The sequence below is a fragment of the Phytohabitans kaempferiae genome (genome assembly GCF_042433955.1).
Lineage (GTDB): Bacteria > Actinomycetota > Actinomycetes > Mycobacteriales > Micromonosporaceae > Phytohabitans > Phytohabitans kaempferiae.
Map to the genome: position 1 here is coordinate 116,137 of NZ_JBHLUH010000074.1, position 19,279 is coordinate 135,415.

13 protein-coding genes are annotated in these 19,279 nt (G+C 73.3%); 8 read left to right on the forward strand and 5 right to left on the reverse strand.

The genetic code is table 11. The annotated features are described in order from the left end of the window. Window positions 1–27 precede the first annotated feature (27 nt). A complete protein-coding gene (locus ACFFIA_RS34570) occupies window positions 28–1,326 on the forward strand; it encodes a lysine N(6)-hydroxylase/L-ornithine N(5)-oxygenase family protein (protein ID WP_377259426.1) in 1,299 nt (432 codons plus the stop codon). A 33-nt stretch (window positions 1,327–1,359) separates the two neighbouring features. Here the strand turns inward: ACFFIA_RS34570 and ACFFIA_RS34575 are convergent, their stop codons facing one another. Both ACFFIA_RS34575 and ACFFIA_RS34580 read right to left on the reverse strand, forming a co-directional pair. Continuing rightward, a complete protein-coding gene (locus ACFFIA_RS34575) occupies window positions 1,360–3,123 on the reverse strand; it encodes an ABC transporter ATP-binding protein (protein ID WP_377259429.1) in 1,764 nt (587 codons plus the stop codon). Continuing rightward, window positions 3,120–4,808 (reverse strand): ABC transporter ATP-binding protein, encoded by a 1,689-nt coding sequence (locus ACFFIA_RS34580; RefSeq protein WP_377259432.1) that lies wholly within the window; start codon window positions 4,806–4,808, stop codon window positions 3,120–3,122. Before ACFFIA_RS34580 ends, ACFFIA_RS34575 begins: the two co-directional genes overlap by 4 nt. A 171-nt stretch (window positions 4,809–4,979) precedes the next feature. On the opposite strand from ACFFIA_RS34580, the gene ACFFIA_RS34585 reads away from it, so the two are divergent. The 7 genes from ACFFIA_RS34585 (at window position 4,980) to fxsT (ending at window position 15,956) form a co-directional block, all read left to right on the forward strand. Next, the gene (locus tag ACFFIA_RS34585; protein ID WP_377259435.1) at window positions 4,980–5,855 is read left to right on the forward strand and encodes a serine hydrolase; all 876 of its coding nucleotides are present in this window, start codon (window positions 4,980–4,982) and stop codon (window positions 5,853–5,855) included. 138 nt (window positions 5,856–5,993) lie between these two features. Then, entirely contained in the window at window positions 5,994–7,481 is a 1,488-nt protein-coding gene (locus ACFFIA_RS34590; RefSeq protein ID WP_377259438.1) for an MFS transporter, read from the forward strand. Between the two features lie 116 nt (window positions 7,482–7,597). Next, the gene (locus ACFFIA_RS34595; protein WP_377259441.1) at window positions 7,598–7,783 is read left to right on the forward strand and encodes a hypothetical protein; all 186 of its coding nucleotides are present in this window, start codon (window positions 7,598–7,600) and stop codon (window positions 7,781–7,783) included. An 8-nt stretch (window positions 7,784–7,791) separates the two neighbouring features. After that, window positions 7,792–10,020, forward strand: a complete 2,229-nt coding sequence (locus tag ACFFIA_RS34600; protein WP_377259444.1) for an FxsB family cyclophane-forming radical SAM/SPASM peptide maturase — start codon at window positions 7,792–7,794, stop codon at window positions 10,018–10,020. 182 nt (window positions 10,021–10,202) lie between these two features. Further along, window positions 10,203–10,823 carry a TIR-like protein FxsC gene (locus ACFFIA_RS34605; RefSeq protein WP_377259447.1) on the forward strand — a complete coding sequence of 207 codons (621 nt, stop codon included), beginning with the start codon at window positions 10,203–10,205 and terminating at the stop codon, window positions 10,821–10,823. Next, on the forward strand, window positions 10,820–12,091 hold the full coding sequence (locus ACFFIA_RS34610; RefSeq protein ID WP_377259450.1) for a TIR-like protein FxsC: 1,272 nt from the start codon (window positions 10,820–10,822) through the stop codon (window positions 12,089–12,091). The genes ACFFIA_RS34605 and ACFFIA_RS34610 overlap by 4 nt, the downstream gene beginning before the upstream one ends. Beyond that, on the forward strand, window positions 12,084–15,956 hold the full coding sequence (gene fxsT, locus ACFFIA_RS34615; protein ID WP_377259453.1) for an FxSxx-COOH system tetratricopeptide repeat protein: 3,873 nt from the start codon (window positions 12,084–12,086) through the stop codon (window positions 15,954–15,956). Before ACFFIA_RS34610 ends, fxsT begins: the two co-directional genes overlap by 8 nt. Here fxsT and ACFFIA_RS34620 read toward each other — a convergent pair. The 3 genes from ACFFIA_RS34620 to ACFFIA_RS34630 all read right to left on the reverse strand — a co-directional run bounded on the left by ACFFIA_RS34620 (window position 15,898) and on the right by ACFFIA_RS34630 (window position 19,279). Beyond that, entirely contained in the window at window positions 15,898–16,797 is a 900-nt protein-coding gene (locus tag ACFFIA_RS34620; protein ID WP_377259456.1) for an alpha/beta fold hydrolase, read from the reverse strand. The genes fxsT and ACFFIA_RS34620 overlap by 59 nt on opposite strands. A gap of 359 nt (window positions 16,798–17,156) precedes the next feature. Then, entirely contained in the window at window positions 17,157–17,969 is an 813-nt protein-coding gene (locus ACFFIA_RS34625; RefSeq protein ID WP_377259459.1) for an SDR family NAD(P)-dependent oxidoreductase, read from the reverse strand. A 362-nt stretch (window positions 17,970–18,331) separates the two neighbouring features. Next, a complete protein-coding gene (locus ACFFIA_RS34630) occupies window positions 18,332–19,279 on the reverse strand; it encodes an SRPBCC family protein (protein ID WP_377259462.1) in 948 nt (315 codons plus the stop codon).

The window sequence follows — 19,279 nt, forward strand, 5'->3', positions numbered from 1 at the left end:
AAGTCGCAACCGAGTGATGGGGCAGGCATGTCGCAGGCGGTACCCGTTTACGACCTCGTCGGTGTCGGCTTCGGGCCGTCCAACCTGGCGCTGGCCATCGCGCTGACCGAGCGCAACGCGATCTCCCCGGAGAAGACCACCGGGGTGTTCCTGGAGCGGCAGCCGCACTTCGGCTGGCATCGGGGCATGTTGATCGAGGACGCGACCATGCAGGTCTCGTTCCTCAAGGACCTGGTGACCCTCCGAAACCCGACCAGCGAGTTCTCGTTCCTGTGCTACCTGCACACCAGGGGCCGCCTGATCGACTTCATCAACCACAAGAACCTCTTCCCGCTCCGGGTCGAGTTCCACGACTACCTGGAGTGGGCGGCGGCCAAAGTGGACGATCTGGTCTGCTACGGCCACGAGGTGGTCGGCGTCGAGCCGGTCGAGGGCGGCTTTCTCGACGTCACCGCACGCGGCCGCGACGGCGTGAGCGTGTACCGCGCCCGCAACCTCGTCTTCGCCACCGGCCTGCGCCCGCACCTCCCGGCCGGCGTGGTGCCGTCACCGCACGTCTGGCACAACCGTGACCTGCTGGTACGGGCCGGCGCGCTCGCCGACGCCAAGCGCTTCGTCGTCGTCGGGGCGGGGCAGAGCGCGGCCGAGGTGGTGGCGTTCCTGCACGACCGGTTTCCCGCCGCCGAGGTGTGCGCGGTCTTCTCCCGGTACGGCTACAGCCCGGCCGACGACAGCTCGTTCGCCAACCGGATCTTCGACCCCGCCGCGGTGGACGCCTTCTTCGACGCGCCGCCGGAGGTCAAGCGCTCCCTTGTGGACTACCACGCGAACACCAACTACTCGGTTGTGGACATCGACCTCATCGACGAGCTGTACCGGCGGGTCTACCGCGAGAAGGTGCTCGGCGCGCAGCGGCTGCGGCTGTTCAACGTCTCCCGGGTCGCGGACACGAGCGAGATGGCCTCGGGGGTACGGACCACAGTGGAGTCCATGGCCACCGGCGAGCAGACGGTGCTGGACGCCGACGCGGTGATCTACGCCACCGGCTACCGGCCGGCCGACCCGGGTCCGCTGCTGGCGTCCTGCGCCTGCCACCGTGACGAGGCGGGCCGGCTGCGGGTCGGGCGGGACTACCGCCTGGTGACGGATCCCGTGCCGGGGGCCGGCATCTACCTTCAGGGCGGCACCGAGCACACGCACGGCATCACGTCGTCGCTGCTCTCCAACACCGCGATCCGGGCGGCCGAGATCCTCGCCTCGATCGTCGACCGGGGCGTGCCGGTGGCGGGCGCCCGGAGCGCGGCCCCGCAGTTCACGACCGCCTGACCGCCGCGCGGGCACCGGCCGCGGGGCGTGAGGTCAGGGGCGCGTGGTCGACCAGGCGGCCCAGAGCGCGGCGTACCGCCCGCCCGCGGCCACCAGCTCGTCGTGCGTTCCGGACTCGACGACCCGGCCCGCCTCCAGCACGACCACGCGGTCGGCGGTGGCGGCCTGGGTCAGCCGGTGCGCGACGACCAGCCCGGTGCGCCCTTCGAGCGCGGCGGTGGCCGCCTGCTCCAGGACGCGGGCGCCCGCGCTGCCGGCGTCGGCGGTCGCCTCGTCCAGTACGGCGATCGGCGGGTCGGCCAGCACCAGCCGGGCGAGCGCGAGCTGCTGCGCCTGGGTCACGGTGAGCGGATGCCCGCCCTCGCCGACCACGGTGGCGAGCCCCGCCGGGAGGGCCTCGGCCCAGCCGAGCGCGCCGACCCGGTCGAGTGCGGCGCGCAGCTCCTCCTCGGTGGCGTCGGGGCGGGCCAGGCGCAGGTCGTCGTCGAGGCGGCCGGCGAAGACGTGCACCTCCTGCGTGATCAGCGCGACCGTGCCGCCGGTGGCGGACTGGCCCAGCTCCTCCAGGCGTACGCCGCCGAGGTGCACCGTGCCGCTCGTCGGCGTGTGGATGCCGGCGACCAGCTTGGCGACGGTGGTCTTGCCAGCGCCGCTCGCGCCCACCAGCGCGACCCGTTCGCCCGGCTCGATGTGCAGGTCGACGTCGCGCAGCACCGGATGGCCGGGCACGTACGCGTGGCCGAGCCCGGCCGCCTTCACCGACGCGCCCACGACCTCGGGCGCGGTGGTCCGCGGTGTCGCCGGGAGCGACGCCACGCCCACCAGCCGGGCCAGGCCCGCCGCGGCCACCTGCGCGTCGTCGACGAGCGAGAGCGTCGTGTTGATCGGGCCGAAGAGGTTGTGGAAGTAGAGCGCGGCGGCGGTCGCGGTGCCGATCGTGGCGGCGTCCGCCCGGACCAGCACGAAGCCGGTGACGAGCACGGCGGAGAGCCCGATGTACTCGGCCAGGTTGAGCCGCCCGAAGAAGCTGGTGATCAGGCGCACCCCGCGCAGGGCCAGGCCCACCGTCGCGGTGGAGCGCTCGGTCACCAGGTCGACGTGGCGGTCGCCGAGGCGGAAGGCCCGCACCGTCGCCGCACCCCCCACCGTGTCGAGTAGTTGCTGCTGCTGCTCGCCGACGCTGACCCGCTGGGCGGCGTAGAGGGGGACGGCCCGGCGCACGTACCACCGCACCGTGTGCGCCTGCACCGGCACGGCGAGCAGGGCGGCGAGGAGGAAACGCCAGTCGAGTACGGCGAGGCCGGCGAGCGTGAGCACGATGGTGAGCCCGGAGCGGGCCAGCTGGGGGAACGCGCGGCGGACCGCCTCGGCCACGATGGCGACGTCGGCGGTGACCCGGGCGCTGAGGTCGCCGGAACCGGCCCGCTCGACGCGTTCGAGGGGGAGGCGGAGGGCTCGCGCCACGAAGCGTTCGCGGAGCCGCGCCAGCATCTCCTCGCCGAGCCCGGCGACCATCGAGACGCCGAGTGCGGTCAGTCCACCTTGGACGACCGCCACGACCACGAGCAGCACGACGGGGGTGGTGAGCGCGCTCGCGGGGCGCCCGTCGGCGACGAGGTCGACGATGCGGCCGAGCAGCGGCGCGGTGAGCAGGCCGGCCGAGGTCGCGGCCACCAGCACCGCCAAGGCCCCGCCCGCCATGAGCCGCCGCCCGCGCAGCAGCCCGCGCACGGCGGCCCAGGTCTCCCGCCCGTTCGCGGTGGGGAGGAGGACGGCGTGGTCCGGGTCCGCGCTCACTGGAGCACCGCCGCGCGGTAGCCGGCGTGTTCGCGGACCAGGTCGGCGTGGCGGCCGGCGGCGGTCACGACCCCGCCGTCCAGCACCACGACCCGGTCGGTCGCCGCGAGCAGCGCGGGGCTGGTGGTGACCACGATGGTGGTACGGCCGGCGCGCACCTCGCGGATGCCGGCGGCGATCCGCGCCTCGGTGACCGCGTCGACGGCGGTGGTCGGGTCGTGGAGGACGAGCACGGGCGGCTCGGCGGCGAGGGCGCGGGCGAGCGCGACCCGCTGGCGCTGGCCGCCGGAGAGCGAGCTGGCCCGCTCGGCCAGGAGCGTGTCGGCGCCCTCCGGCAGGCTGCCGGCCACCTCGTCGGCCGTCGCCGCCGCCATCGCCCGCGCCACGGCCCCGCCACCGGCCGGCCCGGCGGGGGCCACATTGGACGCCAGCGTGCCGGCGAAGAGGGTCGCGTGGTGGGCGGCGACCAGGATCGCGCCGCGGATGTCCGCCGGGTCCAGTGTGGACAGCGGTGTGCCGTCGAGCGTCACGGTGCCCGCCTCCGGGTCGGTGTCGCGGGCGAGCGTGGCCAGCAGCGCGGTCGCGGCCGCCGGGTCGGGCGCCACCACGCCCAGATGCTCGCCGGGCGGTACATCCAGGTCCACACCGGACAGTGGGCCGTGGTGGACGCCGGTGAGCGCCACGTGTCCCCGTACCGGGGAGGGGGTCGGCTCCTGACCCGCGGTGACCGCGGGCGGCGCGGAGAGCACCGCGGCGATCCTGGTCGCCGACGCGCGGCCCTGCGCCAGCTCGGCGTTGACCCACGCGAAGAGCTGGAGCGGGGTGAGCAGGAAGAGCGCGAGGCCCACGGCCGCGACCAGCTCGCCGACGCTGATGTCGCCGTTGGCGGCGAGGCGGCCGCCGACCAGCGCGACCGCCGCGATGAAGACGCCGGTCAGGGCCAGGATGGCGCCGTCGTGCGCGGCCTGCGCCCGGGCCGCGCGCACCGTCGCGGAGAGCGAGTCCCGGCTCGTACGGCGGTAGCGCGCCACCGCCGCCCCCTCCGCGCCGATGCCCTTCAGCACGCGCAGCCCGGCGACCAGGTCGGCGGCGACGCCCGAGGCGTGGGCGGCGCGCTCCTGCTCGACGGCGCTGCGGCGTTCGAGTGGGCGGCCGAGCAGGTGGCCGAGCCACAGCAGGGGCGGCGCGCCGAGCAGGACGACGAGGCCGAGCGGTACCGAGATCCACAGCAGCGCGACGGCGCTGACCAGGATGCCGGTGAGCGCGGAGACGCCGACGGGGATCACGACGTTGACGCCACCGACCCGGCTGGCGTCGCCGGTGGCGATGTTGGCGAGTTCGCCCGCCAGCCGCCCCGCCTCGGCACCGCCGCGCGGGTCGAGGATCCGGCGGGTGAGGCGTACGCGCAGGTCGTGGCCGGCCCACTCGGACGCCCGCTCGGCCGCACGGGCGCCGAAGCGGTAGCTGTTGGAGAGTACGGCGAAGACCACGCCCAGCACGGCGAGCCACAGCAGCAGCCGGGGCACCGAGCCGGAGACCACCGCGCTGTCGATGACCACGCCGATCAGCACCGGCACGAGCGCCTCGCCGGCCTGATGCCCGGCGGCCAGGAGGATGGCCAGCCCGAGGTGCCGCCGCTGGCCCCCGATCGCGCGCCCCAGGACGGCCTCTTGATCACGTTGCATAGTGAGGCGAGGCTAATCTAATGCCGGACGCCATGGCGAGCGGCGGCGGCCGTGCGGTGGCTCGGGTGGCCCGTGTGGCTCGCCTCGCCGGCGTGGATGGAGAGGCTGATCACGTACTCGTGCGTGCTCGCGTTTGAACGAAACCGGTGACCGGATGCGTACAGACACGACGTGAGGACCACCTCCCGCCGCGGACTGCTCTCGCTCGCCGCCCTCTGTGGTGTCGCCGGCTTCGTCACAGCCGGTGCCGGTGTCGTGACCCTCCGCTCTGGACAGCCCGCCGGCGCCTCCGGCCCCGGTGGGGCACGGGCGAGCGCGAGCCCCACGCCCTCGCCGACGCCCGACCTGGTGGCGGAGGCGAAGGCGGAGCTGGAACGGTTCGTGCGGGCGAACGGCGGGCGGATCAGCGTCGCGCTGCACGACCGCGTTACCGGCGCGGGGCTGGCGGTCGGCACGCGGCAGTTTCGCACCGCGAGCATCGTCAAGGTGGACATCCTCGCCGCGTTGCTGCTGGAGGACGACACGCTCACCGCGACGCAGCGGACGCTCGCCACCGAAATGATCACGGTGAGCGACAACGACGCGGCGAGCCGGCTGTTCCGCACGGTTGGCGGGGTGGCCGGGCTCAACCGGGCAAACACCGCATTCGGTATGAAGGAGACGCGCGCCAACTCGGCCTGGGGCGTCACCACCACGACCGCAGCCGACCAGGTGCGGCTGCTGCGGTCGATCTGCGACGGGAAGGGGCCGCTGTCGGCGCCGGCGGCGAAGTTCGTGCTGGGGCTGATGACCGAGGTGGTCGAGGAGCAGCGGTGGGGCGTGCCCGCCGCCGCGCCCGCCGGCGCCTCCGGCGTGTGGGTGAAGAACGGCTGGGTACCGGTGAGCGCCGACGACAACCTCTGGGTCGTCAACAGCATCGGGCGGATCACCGAGGAGGGGCACGACTGGCTGCTCGCGGTGCTCTCCGACCACCACGCGACGCAGGAGAAGGGCATCGAGCTGGTGGAGCGGGCGGCGGGAGTCGCGCTGGGGTCGATGCGAGGGTAGCCGGGCACGGTACCTCTGTGCCGGGAGTGGACATCGAGCAGCTTCGCCACCGAGAATTGATGCGCCGGGTAGTGAACCCGGCACACAGCGTCAACGTATAGGTGAAGACATCCGCGGTTCTCTTGTGCAGGAGGAGCCGTGACACTGGCCATCGTCCCGCTGCCCCGGCGTGTGGTGAGCCGGCGCCGGCGCGTGTTCGCGCTGCTCGGGCTCGTGCAGGCGACACTCATCTTCAGCATCACCGTGGTCTCGGTGCCGCTGCCCGCGATCGGCCGCGAGCTGGGCCTCCAGCGCTCCGAGCTGATCCTGGTCAGCGCCGCCTACGCCCTCTCGTTCAGCGGCCTGCTGCTCTTCGGAGGGCGGCTGGCCGACCGCTACGGCGGGCGGCGGATGCTCCTCATCGGACTCTTCGCCTTCGCCGCCGCGTCGATCGCCGCCGGATACGCGGTCGGATATCCGATGTTGCTCGGCGCCCGTTTCGCCCAGGGCATCGGGGCCGCGATCATCGCGCCCTCGCTCACCGCCGTGCTCCGGGGCGTCTTCGCCGACCCGGCCAGCTACCACCACGCGATGGCGAAGTGGGGCGGCATCTCGGCGCTCGGCGCCACGTCCGGCGTCGTGCTCGCCGGGATCGCGACGACCTGGGTCTCGTGGCGGTGGATGTTCGCGCTCTCCGCGCTCATCGCGACACTCGCGCTCCTGACCACACCCCGGCTGGTATCGCCGGGAGCCCGCGCCCACCCCGGCCAGCGTCCCAGCCTCGACCTGCCCGCCGCCATGCTCGCCACCGGCGGCATCACGCTGCTCAGCTACGGCTTCGTGATCACCGACCAGCATCCTTGGTCGGCGCCGCAGGTCACCGGGCCGCTCACCTCGGGGGCCGCGCTGATGCTGGCGTTCGTGCTGGTCGAGCTCCGGGGGCGTACGCCGCTGCTGCCGCTCTCCTTCCTCGGCAACTCGCGCCGCGTGATCGCGCTGCTCGCCATCGCGTTGGCCGCCGCCGGCTCGTCGATCATCTGCCTGCTCCTCGGCCTCTACCTCCAGCAGGTGCGCGGCTGGAGCACGCTGCACACCTCGATCGCCTTCGTGCCGTACGCGGTCTCGCTGATCATCATGGGTCGCATCGGGCGGCGCCCCATCGAGCGGTACGGCGCGCCCGCCGTCGTCGCCACCGGGCTCGCGCTCTCCGCGGCCGGCTTCCTGCACCTGTCCGGCCTCGACCTCGGCACCACCTACCTCACCGGCCTGCTGCCCGGACTCGTGCTGGTGCCGGCGGGCGTCGCGCTCACGTTCGCCGGGTCCACGGTGCTGGCGATGGCCGACGTGCGGCCCCGCCAGGCCGGGCTCGCCGGCGGCCTGATGAACACCTTCATGGAGATCGGCCCCACGCTCGGCGTCGCGCTGCTCATGGCCGTGGCCGCCGCCCGCACCACGCACGTCGGCGGCGCCGGCACCGCCGCGGCCGCGGCCACCACGAGTGGGTACGCGTGGGCGTTCGGCGCGGCGGGGCTCGCGTTCGCACTGCTCGCGGTGGTGGCGCTGGCGACCGAGCAGCCGGCGACCGAGCCGGCCCGCGACGACCCGGCCGACGCCGAGTACGCCTGGCGGCCGGCCCGCGCCGCGTGACGTGCCGCCGTCCGTCCTCACAGGAGGGTCGCTGGTGTCGACAGCCAGTGACATCACGTCGAGTAATCTCTATCCTTACCGTGGGGAGTCAGCCCTGCCTACGTGAGGGAGCCGCCATGGATCGCGTCGCGCCCACCCGCCCGGGCACCGAAACCGATCCCCTCCAGGCAGTCGCCCACACACCGCTGTGTGACATCACCACGAGAAACACCGAGGCGGTCCGGGCCGTCCGCCGTCGGGTGCTGCGTGCGGAGGCCGGCGCGGTGAGCGTCGGGGCGACACCTTTCAACTCCGCGATCTGACAGAGCCGTTGCGGCATTACGTCCTGAAGGTCCACGGTCGTTGCGACCTCGCCTGCGATCACTGCTACGTCTACGAGCACGCCGACCAGACCTGGCGCACCAAGCCGCGCGCGATCACCCCCGAGACCGTCCAGGCGGCCGCCAAGCGCATCGCCGAGCACGCGTCCACACACGGGCTGGCCGAAGTGCAGGTGATCCTGCATGGTGGCGAGCCGCTGCTGCTCGGGGCCGCGGGGCTCGACGCCGTGCTCGCCGACCTGCGCGCCGGCATCGGCCCGTCCGCCCGCCTCGACCTGCGCATGCAGTCCAACGGCGTACTGCTCTCCACCGCGATCTGCGACGTCCTGCTCCGCCACGGCGTGCGGGTCGGCATCTCGCTCGACGGCGACCGCGCGGCAAACGACCGGCACCGCCGCTTCGCCTCCGGGGCGAGCAGCCACGCCCAGGTGCGCCGCGCCCTCGCGCTGCTGCGCCGGCCACGATACCGCCCGATCTACGCCGGCATCCTCTGCACCGTCGATCTCGCCAACGACCCCATCGGCGTGTACGAGGCGCTGCTCGCCGAGGATCCGCCGCGGATCGACCTTCTGCTGCCGCACGCGACCTGGGACCATCCGCCGCCGCGGCCGCCCGGAGACCCGACGCCATACGCCACTTGGCTGGCCCGCGTCCACGACCGGTGGAGTGCCGACGGGCGGCCGGTGCCGATCCGGCTCTTCGACTCGCTGACCTCGACCGTCCTCCGTGGACCCAGCGGCACCGAGGCGGTCGGGCTCGATCCGGCCGACGTGGTGGTCATCGAGACCGACGGCACCTGGGAGCAGGCCGACTCGCTGAAGACCGCGTACGACGGCGCCGCCCGCACCGGGCTCGACGTCTTCGCGCACAGCGTCGACGAGGTCGCCGGGCATCCGGGCATCGCCGGGCGGCAGTCCGGGCTCGCCGGCGTCTGCGCGACCTGCCGCGCCTGCCCGGTGGTCGAGCGCTGCGGTGGTGGGCTCTTCGCCCACCGGCACAGGTCCGGCAGCGGCTTCGACAACCCCTCGGTCTACTGCGCCGACCTCAAGACCCTGATCGAGAGGGTGGACTGGAAGGCCGACAGCGCCAAGCCGGATCGCATCCTCGACGACCTCGGCACGGGATACGGCGACGCGGCCTCGCTCGAGCGTCTGGTCGCGGCGCAGGTGCCCATCACCCGCGTACTGATGGCGCTGGTGGGCGAGACCGAGGCCGGCTCGTTCCCGTGGGAGCTGCTCCAGCGGGCGGAGAGCGCCGCGCCCGAGTCGGTGGCGGCCGTGCTCGCCCATCCGCACGTACGCACCTGGGCGGTGAGCTACCTCGACGGCCCCGACCGCGACGCCGACCGGCCGCACCTGGCCAGCATCGCCGCCGCCGCGGCCGTACTCGCCGGGCTGAGCGCGGAGATCGAGGTGCCGGCCCGGGGCGGGCGATTCCACCTGCCCGGCCTCGGCGCCTTCGGGCTCGGCACGCCGGCAGCGGGCACGGCGCGGCTGTCCATTTCGGACGGCACGTTCGCGGTGGACGGCACGGCGCCGGAGTGGTTACCGGCCAAGCGGCTCGACCTCGGCGACCAGGCTGTCGCGATCGAGGACACCGACCCGTACCGCGACTGCTACGAGTGGCCCGTCGACGGCCGTGCCGGTGACACCGCAGTCGCCTCGTGGCAGCGGCTGATGACCGCGGCCTGGCAGGGCATCCAGCGCGACGCGGCCGAGCAGGCGACCGCGGTGCGGCTCACCCTCCGCACGCTCGTACCGCTGGAGGTGGACGTCCGCGGCGAACTGCGCAGCGCCTCCAACCGCAACGCCTTCGGCGCGGTCGCCGTCGCCCCGCCTGGCGACGGCGACGCCCTGGCGCTGCTGCTGGTGCACGAGGTCCAGCACGTCAAGCTGGGCGCGCTGCTCGACCTGTACGACCTGTTCGACCCGACCTACGCCGAGCTGCTGGAGGTGCCCTGGCGCCCGGTGCCGCGCCCGGTCGAGGCGGTGCTCCAGGGGGCGTACGCCCACCTGGCGGTCGCCGACGTCTGGCGCGCCCGCGCACTGCGCCCGAGCGCCGAGGCGGAGGCGGCCCGCGCGCACTTCCACCGCTACCGCGGCTGGGTCACCGACGCGATCGAGCGGCTGCGGGGGACCGGCGCGCTTACCGCGGAGGGGCGGCGCTTCACCGCCCGGATGCGCGAGACGGTGGAGTCGTGGCGCGACCCCCACGGCTGAGCCCGGCCCCGACGAGCCGCTTTCCCGGTCGGTTAGCCGACGCGACGGAATGTTCCGTTGTCCTTCGGCTTACGGATACTGGCCGAGACTTCCTACGATGTTGGTTCGCGACGCATTCCGACGGCCGGGAGAGCAGCACCTTGACGGCATCAGGAGGGAACGCCCATTCCCGTCGCCCTCCCGTGTTCTTCCTCAGCTACGCCCACGGAAACCAGCAGTTCCTGGAGTCGGGATACGAGGCCGACCGCTACGTGCTGGAGCTCTACAAGGAGCTGTCGGGCAACGTCGCCGAGCTGGTCGGCCGGCTCCCGGGCTGGTCTCCCGGGTTCATGGACCGGAGCATGGACGGCAGCCAGCGGTGGACGCCGGAGCTGCTGCGCGCCGCGGCGACCTGCCAGGTCTTCGTACCGTTGATCTCACCGTCGCTACTGACCAGCAGATGGTGCGCGATGGAGTGGGACCTGTTCTCCCGGCGGCGGATCGACAGCGGCGACGGCCGCACGGAGACCGCGATCCTCCCGGTCGCCTGGGCGCCCACCGACTTCGCCTCGCTTCCGCGCGTCGTGCGGGAGGTCCAGTTCTTCTCGCCCCTGCCGTTGCCCGACCTCGACTATGCCGCGCAGTACCAGCAGGAGGGCGTGGTCGGCCTGCACAAGCTCAGCCTCCACACCACCTACCGGGCGGTGGTCTGGCGTCTCGCGCAGCGCATCGTCGCGATCTCCCGGGCGCACCGGGTCGAGCCGTTGGACGACCTGCCCGAGCCCGCGGAGCTTCGCGATGTCTTTCGGGAGGAGGGCGCATGACGGAGGCGGGCGGCGCCGCGAACGGGCGCGGGACGTACTTCTTCCTCAGCTACGCCCATTCGGCGCCCATGCCGGAGGATCCCCGCGGCCAGGAGCTCCGCACCGACACCGACGTGTGGGTGGAGGTCTTCTTCAAAGACCTCTCCGGCGAGGTGCTCCGGCGCGCCCGGCCGTCGACGGGCATGGAGATCGGCTTCCTCGACCAGCAGGTGCCTCCCGGCGCCGACTGGAAGGCCGCGCTCGCCGACGCGCTCGGCGGCGCGCAGGTCTTCGTGCCGCTCTACTCGCCCGACTATTTCAGCCGTTCGTGGTCGATGCGGGAGCGTGAGTCGTTCGCCGAGCGCCTGGCCGCCTCCGGCGCCGCGCACACCGGCGGCCGGATCCTGCCGGTGCTCTGGACCCCGGTCCCGCCCTGGGACGAGACGCCGGAGATCGGTCCGGAGATCGGGCGGGCGCTGGAGCTGGGCGCCGACACCCCAGAGTATGCGGACAACGGCATGCGCGCGCTGTGCATGCTGTCGCTCTACCGCGACCCCTACCGCCGGCTGACCGAACGGTTGGCGGACCGGATCGTGGAGCTGGCCGAGCAGTCGCCGGTCGAGCCGTCCCTGGCGCCCGCCCTCGACCACGTGGTCGTGGAGCCGGTCGCCGCGAGCCGCGAGACGGGTACGGCGTTCATCGTGGCGGTGGCCGCACCGACCGATGTGGACCATCCCGAGGGGCGCGCCGCGCGGGGCTACGGGCCGGACAGCACGCAGTGGCGACCGTTCGCCGGGCGGCAGGCACTGCCGGTCGCCGACTACGCCGTCAGCACTGCCGAGCGGCTCGGGCTCCAGGCGCGCGCCGAGTCCTACGCGGACGGCTCGGGGCTGTTCGCGCAGGCGCCCGGCGTGCTGCTCGTCGACCCCTGGGTCGTGGAGGCACCGGGCGGTCAACAGGCCCTCCGCGCGGCCACAAAGGACCTTCCGGAGTGGGTCGTGCCGCTGGTGATCGCCGACCGCGACGACCCTCAGTACGCCGCGCGCGGCGCCCAACTGGCCGACGACGTGGTGGCTATGCTCCGGAAGGCCGGCATGCCGCACGCCAAGCGGGTGACCCAGGTGGAGGAGTTCGTGGACATCATGCCGAGCGTGGTCGACGAGGGACGCCGGCAGTACCTCCGGCGCGCCCCGGTCTATCCGCCGGCCGGCCCGTCCACCGAGCGGCCGAGCCTGCGGCCGACCACCACAGCGACGCCCATAGAGTCCGGGAAGCAGACCAATGACTGAGACAGGCGCCGGCCGGATCGTCACGTTCTACTCGTACAAGGGCGGCACCGGGCGCACCATGGCACTGGCCAATGTGGCCTGGATCCTGGCCGCCAACGGCAAGCGCGTGCTCGTCGCCGACTGGGATCTGGAGTCGCCCGGCCTGCACCGCTTCTTCAAGCCGTTCCTCGACCCGGAGACGGTCCGCGGCTCGTCCGGCATCGTGGATCTCATCCGTACGTACGAGTGGGAGACCACGCGCGACACTCCCCGCCCGGAGCGGTGGCACGAGGAGTACGCGAAGGTGGGGCGGCACGCGTTCTCCGTGGCCTGGCCGTTTCCCGACGGCGGCACACTCGACTTCCTCTCCGCCGGGCTGCAAAACCAGGACTACGCGGTATCGGTGATCGGGCTCGACTGGGACACGTTCTGGGACCGCCTCGGCGGCGCGCAGTTCTTCGACGCACTGCGTGAGGACATGCGGCGCCACTACGACTACACCTTGATCGACAGCCGCACCGGGCTGAGTGACGTGGCGGACATCTGCACGGTCCACCTGCCGGACACGCTCGTCGACTGCTTCACCCTCAGCGACCAGGGAATCCTCGGCGCGGCGCACGTGGCGCACACCGTGCAGACGCGATACAACGCGCGCAACAGCCGGCAGCGGCCGATCCGCGTGCTGCCCGTGCCGATGCGGGTCGACCAGGCCGAGAACGACAAGGCGAACGCGGGGCGGCTGCTCGCCCGGAGCCAGTTCGCCGGACTGCCCACCGGGATGACCGACGAGCAGCGCCGCCGGTACTGGGCCGCGGTCGAGGTGCCCTACCAGACCTACTACGCGTACGAGGAGATGCTGGCGACCTTCGGCGACGATCCCAACTCGCCGCGCCTGCTGCTCTCCGCGTACGAGCGGCTCACCTCGTACATCACGGACGGGGATGTCACCGGGCTGCCGCCGATGGACGATGCGGAACGGCTGCGCGAGGTGGCCCGCTTCACCCGAAAGCCACCGGAGCAGGTCGAGGAGGAGATCGTCCTTCGGTACGCGCCGGCCGACCAGGTCTGGGCCGAGTGGGTCGAGTGGGTTCTCGGCGTGGTCGGCGTGCGGGTGGTCGAACCGGGGGAGGCCGAAGCCGGCGGCAACGCGCCGCGCGCCCTCGCCATCGTCTCGACGCCGCAGCCGGGGCTGCTCACCACGCGCGACCGGACCGCCGCCCGGCAGCCGCTCGTCGTTTATGTCGCGGACGCGCGCCCGCTGCTGGACATCCCGGCGGAGGCGTCCGCCAGCATCGCCGGCCGGGACGAGCAGGCCGCGGCGGAGCGGATAATGCGTCTGCTCGGCCGCCCCATCGGCCTGGTCGGCGACGCGATCGCGGGTTCGGTGCGCTATCCCCGCACCGAGCCGGCGATCTTCCAGGCGCCGGTGCGCAACGCCCGGTTCACCGGTCGGGAAGAGGAGCTGCGCGCGCTGCGCGCCCGGCTCAAGGCCGGTCGCAGCGCCGTCGTGCTGCCGGTCACCCTGCAGGGCATGGGCGGTGTCGGCAAGACCCAGGTGGCGATGGAGTACGTGCACCGGTTCCGCTCCGCGTACGACATCGTGTGGTGGATCCCCGCCGACCAGCCCCAGTTCATCGACGCCTCCCTGGCCGACCTCGGTGTGGCGATGTCCGTGCCGCTGGGCGCCACCGCGGCCGACACGGCGAAGGCGACGTTGGAGGCGCTCAAGCGCCGCGACCGCTGGCTGATCGTCTTCGACAACGCGGAAGACATCGAGCAGGTCGACCGCTTCCGGCCACAGGGCAACGGCCACGTACTGATCACCTCCCGCAACGAGGGGTGGGCCAACCGCACCGATTCGGTGCCGATCGACGTCTTCCAGCGCCACGAGAGCGTCGCTCACCTCCTCGACCGGCTCCCCACCGCGTCGCGGGACGACGCCGACCAGATCGCGGAGGCGCTGAGCGACCTGCCGATCGCCGTCGCCAACGCGGGCGCCTGGCTCGCCGAGACCGGCACGCCCGTCGCGGAGTACCTGGCCCAGCTGGAGCGGGGCGGCGTCGGTGGCGAGGCCGCGTGGAGGCAGACCTGGGACCTGTCGCTCGACCGGCTGAGCGATCAGTCGCCGGGCGCGTACCGGCTCCTCCAGCTCTGCTCGGTGCTCGCCTCGGAGATCGCGCTCGACCTGGTCTACAGCGACGAGATGGCCTCCGCGATCACGCCGTACGACCAGTCGGTCTCCGAGCGGCAGATGCTCGCCTCGCTGGTCCAGAAGATCAACCGGCTCGCTCTGCTCAAAGTGGACACGCACGCCCGGCAGATCCACGTGCACCGGCTGATCCAGGCCGCCGTGCGCGACCGGATGACCTCGCAGGAGCGGGCCGAGGCCCGGCACGAGGTACACCTCGTACTCGCCCGATCAAAGCCGGGCGGCGACGTCGACAACCCGGAAAACTGGCCGCGGCTGCGGATGATCTGGCCACACCTGGCCGTCTCGGCGGCCGTGAGCTGCCAGGACGAGCAAGTGCGGCAGTTGCTCATCGACCGGCTGCGCTACCTGTGGCGCCGCGGCGACCTTGAGCAGGGGATCCGCTTCGGGCACGACATCGAGACCAAGTGGTCCCGCCTGCGGGCGGACGACCCGGAGTTCAGCCCGGGGAGCGCGCCCGGCCAGGCGCTGTACCGGCAGTTGCTGCATCTCCGCTTCCACGTCGCGAACGTGCTCTGGTCCCAAGGCGAGTTCGGCGAGGCCCGCCGGATCGACGAGGAGGTGTACGCCAAGCAGGTCGAGCTGCTCGGGGCGGAGCACCCGCACGCCCTCATGACGGCGGGCAGCCTCGCCAGCAACCTGCGTGGCCAGGGGCGCTACGCCGAGGCTCTGCCGATGGACCGGGACACGCACGCCGCCTGGGTCCGCGTGTTCGGCGACGACTACTCACGCACGCTCGCGGCGGCGAACAACCTGGCCACCACGTACCGTCTGGTGGGCGACTTCCGGGCGGCCCGCGACCTCGACCACGAGGTGTACGAGCGGCGGCAGGTGGTGCTCGGCGAGGACAACCCGTACACCCGCCACTCCGCCTCCCAACTCGCCCGTGACCTGCGCGAGGCCGGCGAGTACGAGCGGTCGTACGCCATGCTCGAGCAGGTGTTCGAGGCGTTCCGCAAAGACGCGCGGTTCGGTCCGGACGCGCTGGACACACTCAAGGCGCAGGCCAACCTCGCCGTGTCGCTCCGTAGCATCGGCCGGGGCGGCCAGGCGGCGCGGTTGCTCGACGACGCGTACGAGCGGCTGCGTGACCTGTTCGGACAGTCCAACCAGGACACTCTCGCCTGCCGGCTCAGCCGCGCGGCCACGCTCGTGGTCATCGGTGACAAGGAGCGGGGTACGCAGGAGGCTAGGACGGTCCTCGCCGTGTACCGGGAGCGGTTCGGCCCGGCGCACCCGCACGCCATCGTGTGCCTCAACAACATGTCCGGCGCCGCACGGATGTCCGGTGCCGCGGAGGAGGCCCGCGACCTGGCGACCGAGGCCGCCGAGCAGTTCGAGAAGGTGCTCGGCGAAGAGCACCCGTACACGCTCGCGGCCCGGATGAACCAGGCGATCTGCCTCGTCGAGGTGGGAGACGGGGCGAAGGCGCGCGACCTGCTGCGGGTGACGGCGCTGCGGATGGCCGAGGCGCTCGGTGCCGACCATCCCGACACGCTGAGCTGCCAGACCCACCTGGCGGTCGTTTCGCGTCGGCTCGACGAGCCGGGAGCGGCGGGCACCTACGCGCGAGCGCTGGAGCGGCTGGCCGGCGTGCTCGGCACCGACCACCCGATCGTCACGGCGCTGCGGGAAGGGCAGCTCGTATACCGGGTGCTCGACCCGCACCCGTTCTGATCGTCGCGCCGGCGGTGTCGGTCAGCCAGGCCAGCATCGCCGGCAGGATCTCCACCGCGGCGAAGTGCCCGACGCCGGGCTGCACCTGGATCTCCGCGCCGGGGATCCGGGCCGCCAGCCAGCGCGTGTGCGCCACCGGCGAAAACTGGTCGTTGGTGCCGTGCCAGAGCCGCACCGGCACGCGGATCGTGGCCGGGTCGAAGCCCCAGCCGCGCCGGAAGGCCAGTGCGTCGTCGATCCATCCCTCGGCGCCGAGGCGCACGGCCTCAGCCCAGCTTTCGGCCAGCTGACGGCGCATCGCGACGTTGTCGACGACCCGCCGGTCTGGGCCGCTGAGCTCCTTTTCCAGGAAGGCGATCTGGCTTTCCGGGTCGCGCCGCAGTCGGTCGGCCTGGCTCGTGAGGCTGGCCATCAGCGCCCGGTGCCCGAGGTCGGCCAGCTGGTATTCGTCCATGTTGGACTCACCCATGCCGCCGTACCAGTCAAGGCCGGGCGCGTCGGCGGGAGCGAGGCTCACGAGCACGGCCGCACGGTTGACCCGGTCGGGCAGTGAGGCGGCGACCGCGAGCGCGTGTGGCCCACCTCCGGAGCGCCCCACGACGGCGAACCGGTCGAGGTCCAACGCGTCGGCGATGGCCCGGACGTCGGCGGCCGCGTCGACCACGCGACGCCCCTTGCGGCGGTCGGAGGCGCCGTAACCGGGCCGGTCGTAGCAGATCAGCCGCACGCCCAGCCGGTGCAGAACGATGCCGCGCGGCTTGATGCCGCCGCGGCTGCCGGGGGTGCCGTGCATGAGGAAGACAGGCAGTCCGTCGGGGGCGCCGGTCTCTTCGACAGCCAAGCGATATCCGTCGGGAGTCGAGATCGTGATCGTCTCCCGGGATGCTCGCTCCCCGACCACGCCCGCCTCCTACCATTACTGATTCAGGCCGGATAAATCACCACAAGCTACCCCGAAACAACTCGCTACAACCTACCAGCCTCTCTGATACAGGAACGATCGCCGCCCGATGGCGGAAAGTCCAGCGTATCCCCGACGAGAGTCGGTTTCACTTGGCCGAACGTCGATATTCCCAGGTCGCGAAGCGCGTCGTACCTCGGCCCGGAAGCCGACCGTGGTGGCCCGAGATCGTTTCGGTGCAGGCTGGCGGGGGTGTCGGTCGAGCGACCGATGTGGAGTCGGATATCGGACACGGTGGATCACGAGGCCCCGCGCTCCTCGGGGTCGAGGCCGCGCGCCGCCCGGCCGCCGTCCACCGGGAGCACGGCGCCGGTGATGAGGCCCGCGTCGTCGGACAGCAGGTGGGCCACCGTGGCGGCGACCTCCTCCGGGCGCCCGACCCGGCCCAGCGGATGGAGGCGCCGCATCTCCGCCTCGACCCGGGCGGCGCCCTCCGACCCGGAGTCGGCGAGGTAGGCGTCGTAGCGGTCGGTGGCGATCGAGCCGAGCGCGACCGCGTTGACGCGGATGCCGTGCGGGCCGTACTCGACGGCGAGCGCGCGGGTCAGCCCCTCCACCGCGGCCTTGGCGGTGGCGTATGGCAGGGCGCCCGGCACCGGTCGCTGGGCCTGGTGGGAGGAGACGTTGACGATCGAGCCCGGCGTGCCCGCGGCGAGGAAGTGCTTCACCGCGGCGGCGCAGCCGGACACGGCCAGGGCGAGGTTGAGCGAGATCAGGTCGAGCACCTCGCGGGCCGGGGAGGTGTGCAGGGCAGTGTCGCGGAAGACGGCGGCGTTGTTGACCCAGCCGGCGAGCGTGCCTTCGGAGGCGGCCAGGTCGGCGGCGCGTGCGGCGACCGCCTCGTCGGCGGCGTCGCCGGTGAGCGCGAGCAGGCGGTGCGCGGGCGGCTCGCCCGGCCAGCCCACCTCGATGTCGACCTCCGTGCGGGCGTGCGGCGGCGGCGACGGCCAGACGAGGTCGACGGCGACCACCGGACCCGCGTGGAGGAGTCGCTCGGCGATGGCGCGGCCCACGCCGCGGGCGGCGCCGGTGACCACGTAGGACCTGGTCACCGGGACGCGCCCGCCCGGCCGGTCGCCTTCGTGACGACGAGCATGGGCTGGAGTTTACTGAAGCGGCCCGTTCGGCTCGCGGTATTCGACTCCGGCGGTGGGCGGCCTCGACGCGCCGGATTCTCGCCCGGCCGCGAGCCGAGAGACCGCGGCCTGCCGGGACGTGGCGACGGCCCGCTGGTGTGGGTCGTGTGTCGGAGAAGCTGTCGAGCTGGGCGCACCGATGCACCCAACCCTGTGCCGGGGGAGCTGGCTTCGCGATGCCTGCACCGCGCTGTCCGACGTGGTCGCCGCGCTGCGCGCGATCGCCGATCGACGGCCGGGATGACTCCTGCGAGGGCTACGAACCAGGACGCTGGCCGTCAGGCGAGCCACACGATCAGCGCGATCACGGCCGCCACCACCAGGACCGCCGGGATCAGGCGGATCAGCACCGGTCCGGCGGCGAGCCGCAGCAGGTCGGCCGCCGCGGGCTCGTCCGGCGGGGACCCGCCGGCGGGACCAGGACCTGCGGCCCTGCCCGAGGCCACCGCACCGGACCCGCCCACCGCCGGCCCGGCCGCACCTCCCGAGGCCGCGCCGCCCGAGATCACCCCAGCCCCGCCGCCCGCCGCACCACCAGCGGCTGGCCCAGCCGCGCCGCCGGCCGCGCCGTCAAGGCCCGGCCCAGCCGCGCCGGGCAGGCTCGATGCAGCCGCGCCGTCAAGGCCCGGCCCAGCCGCGCTGGGCAAGGCCGGGCCGGCCGTGTCAGCAGGAGCCGGCCCAGCCCGGCCGGCAGCCGCCAGCGCAGGGCCGGCGGACGGCGCCGCGCCCTCCGACGCGGGCGCGGCGCCGCCTTCCGCCGAGGGGGAAAGGGGTGCAGGGGCGTCGGCCAGGACGCGTTCGCGGAGTTGGGTCACGAACTGGTCGAGGAGCCTGCCGCTCACCTGGGCGATCGCGCCCCTCCCGAACTGGGCCAGCGGGCCCGCCACCGTCAGGTCGGTCACCACCGTCACGCGTGTGCTGTCGCCCTCGCCGGTCAGGTCGGCGGTGACCACCGCGGAGGCGCGGCCGGCGCCGCCGCTCTGTTTGCCGGTGGCCTCGAGTACGGCGTGGTGGCGCTCGGGGTCGCGTTCGCGGAAGCGGGCGACGCCGGCGTACTGGGCGACGACCGGCCCGACCTTGACCTTGACGGTGCCGTGGTAGTCGTCGCCCTCGACGCCGGTCAGCTTGGCGCCGGGCATGCAGGGGGCGATGCGTTCGAGGTCGGTGAGCACCGCCCACGCCTCGTCGACCGGGCGGGGTACGACGAACTCGTTGTCGAGGCGCAC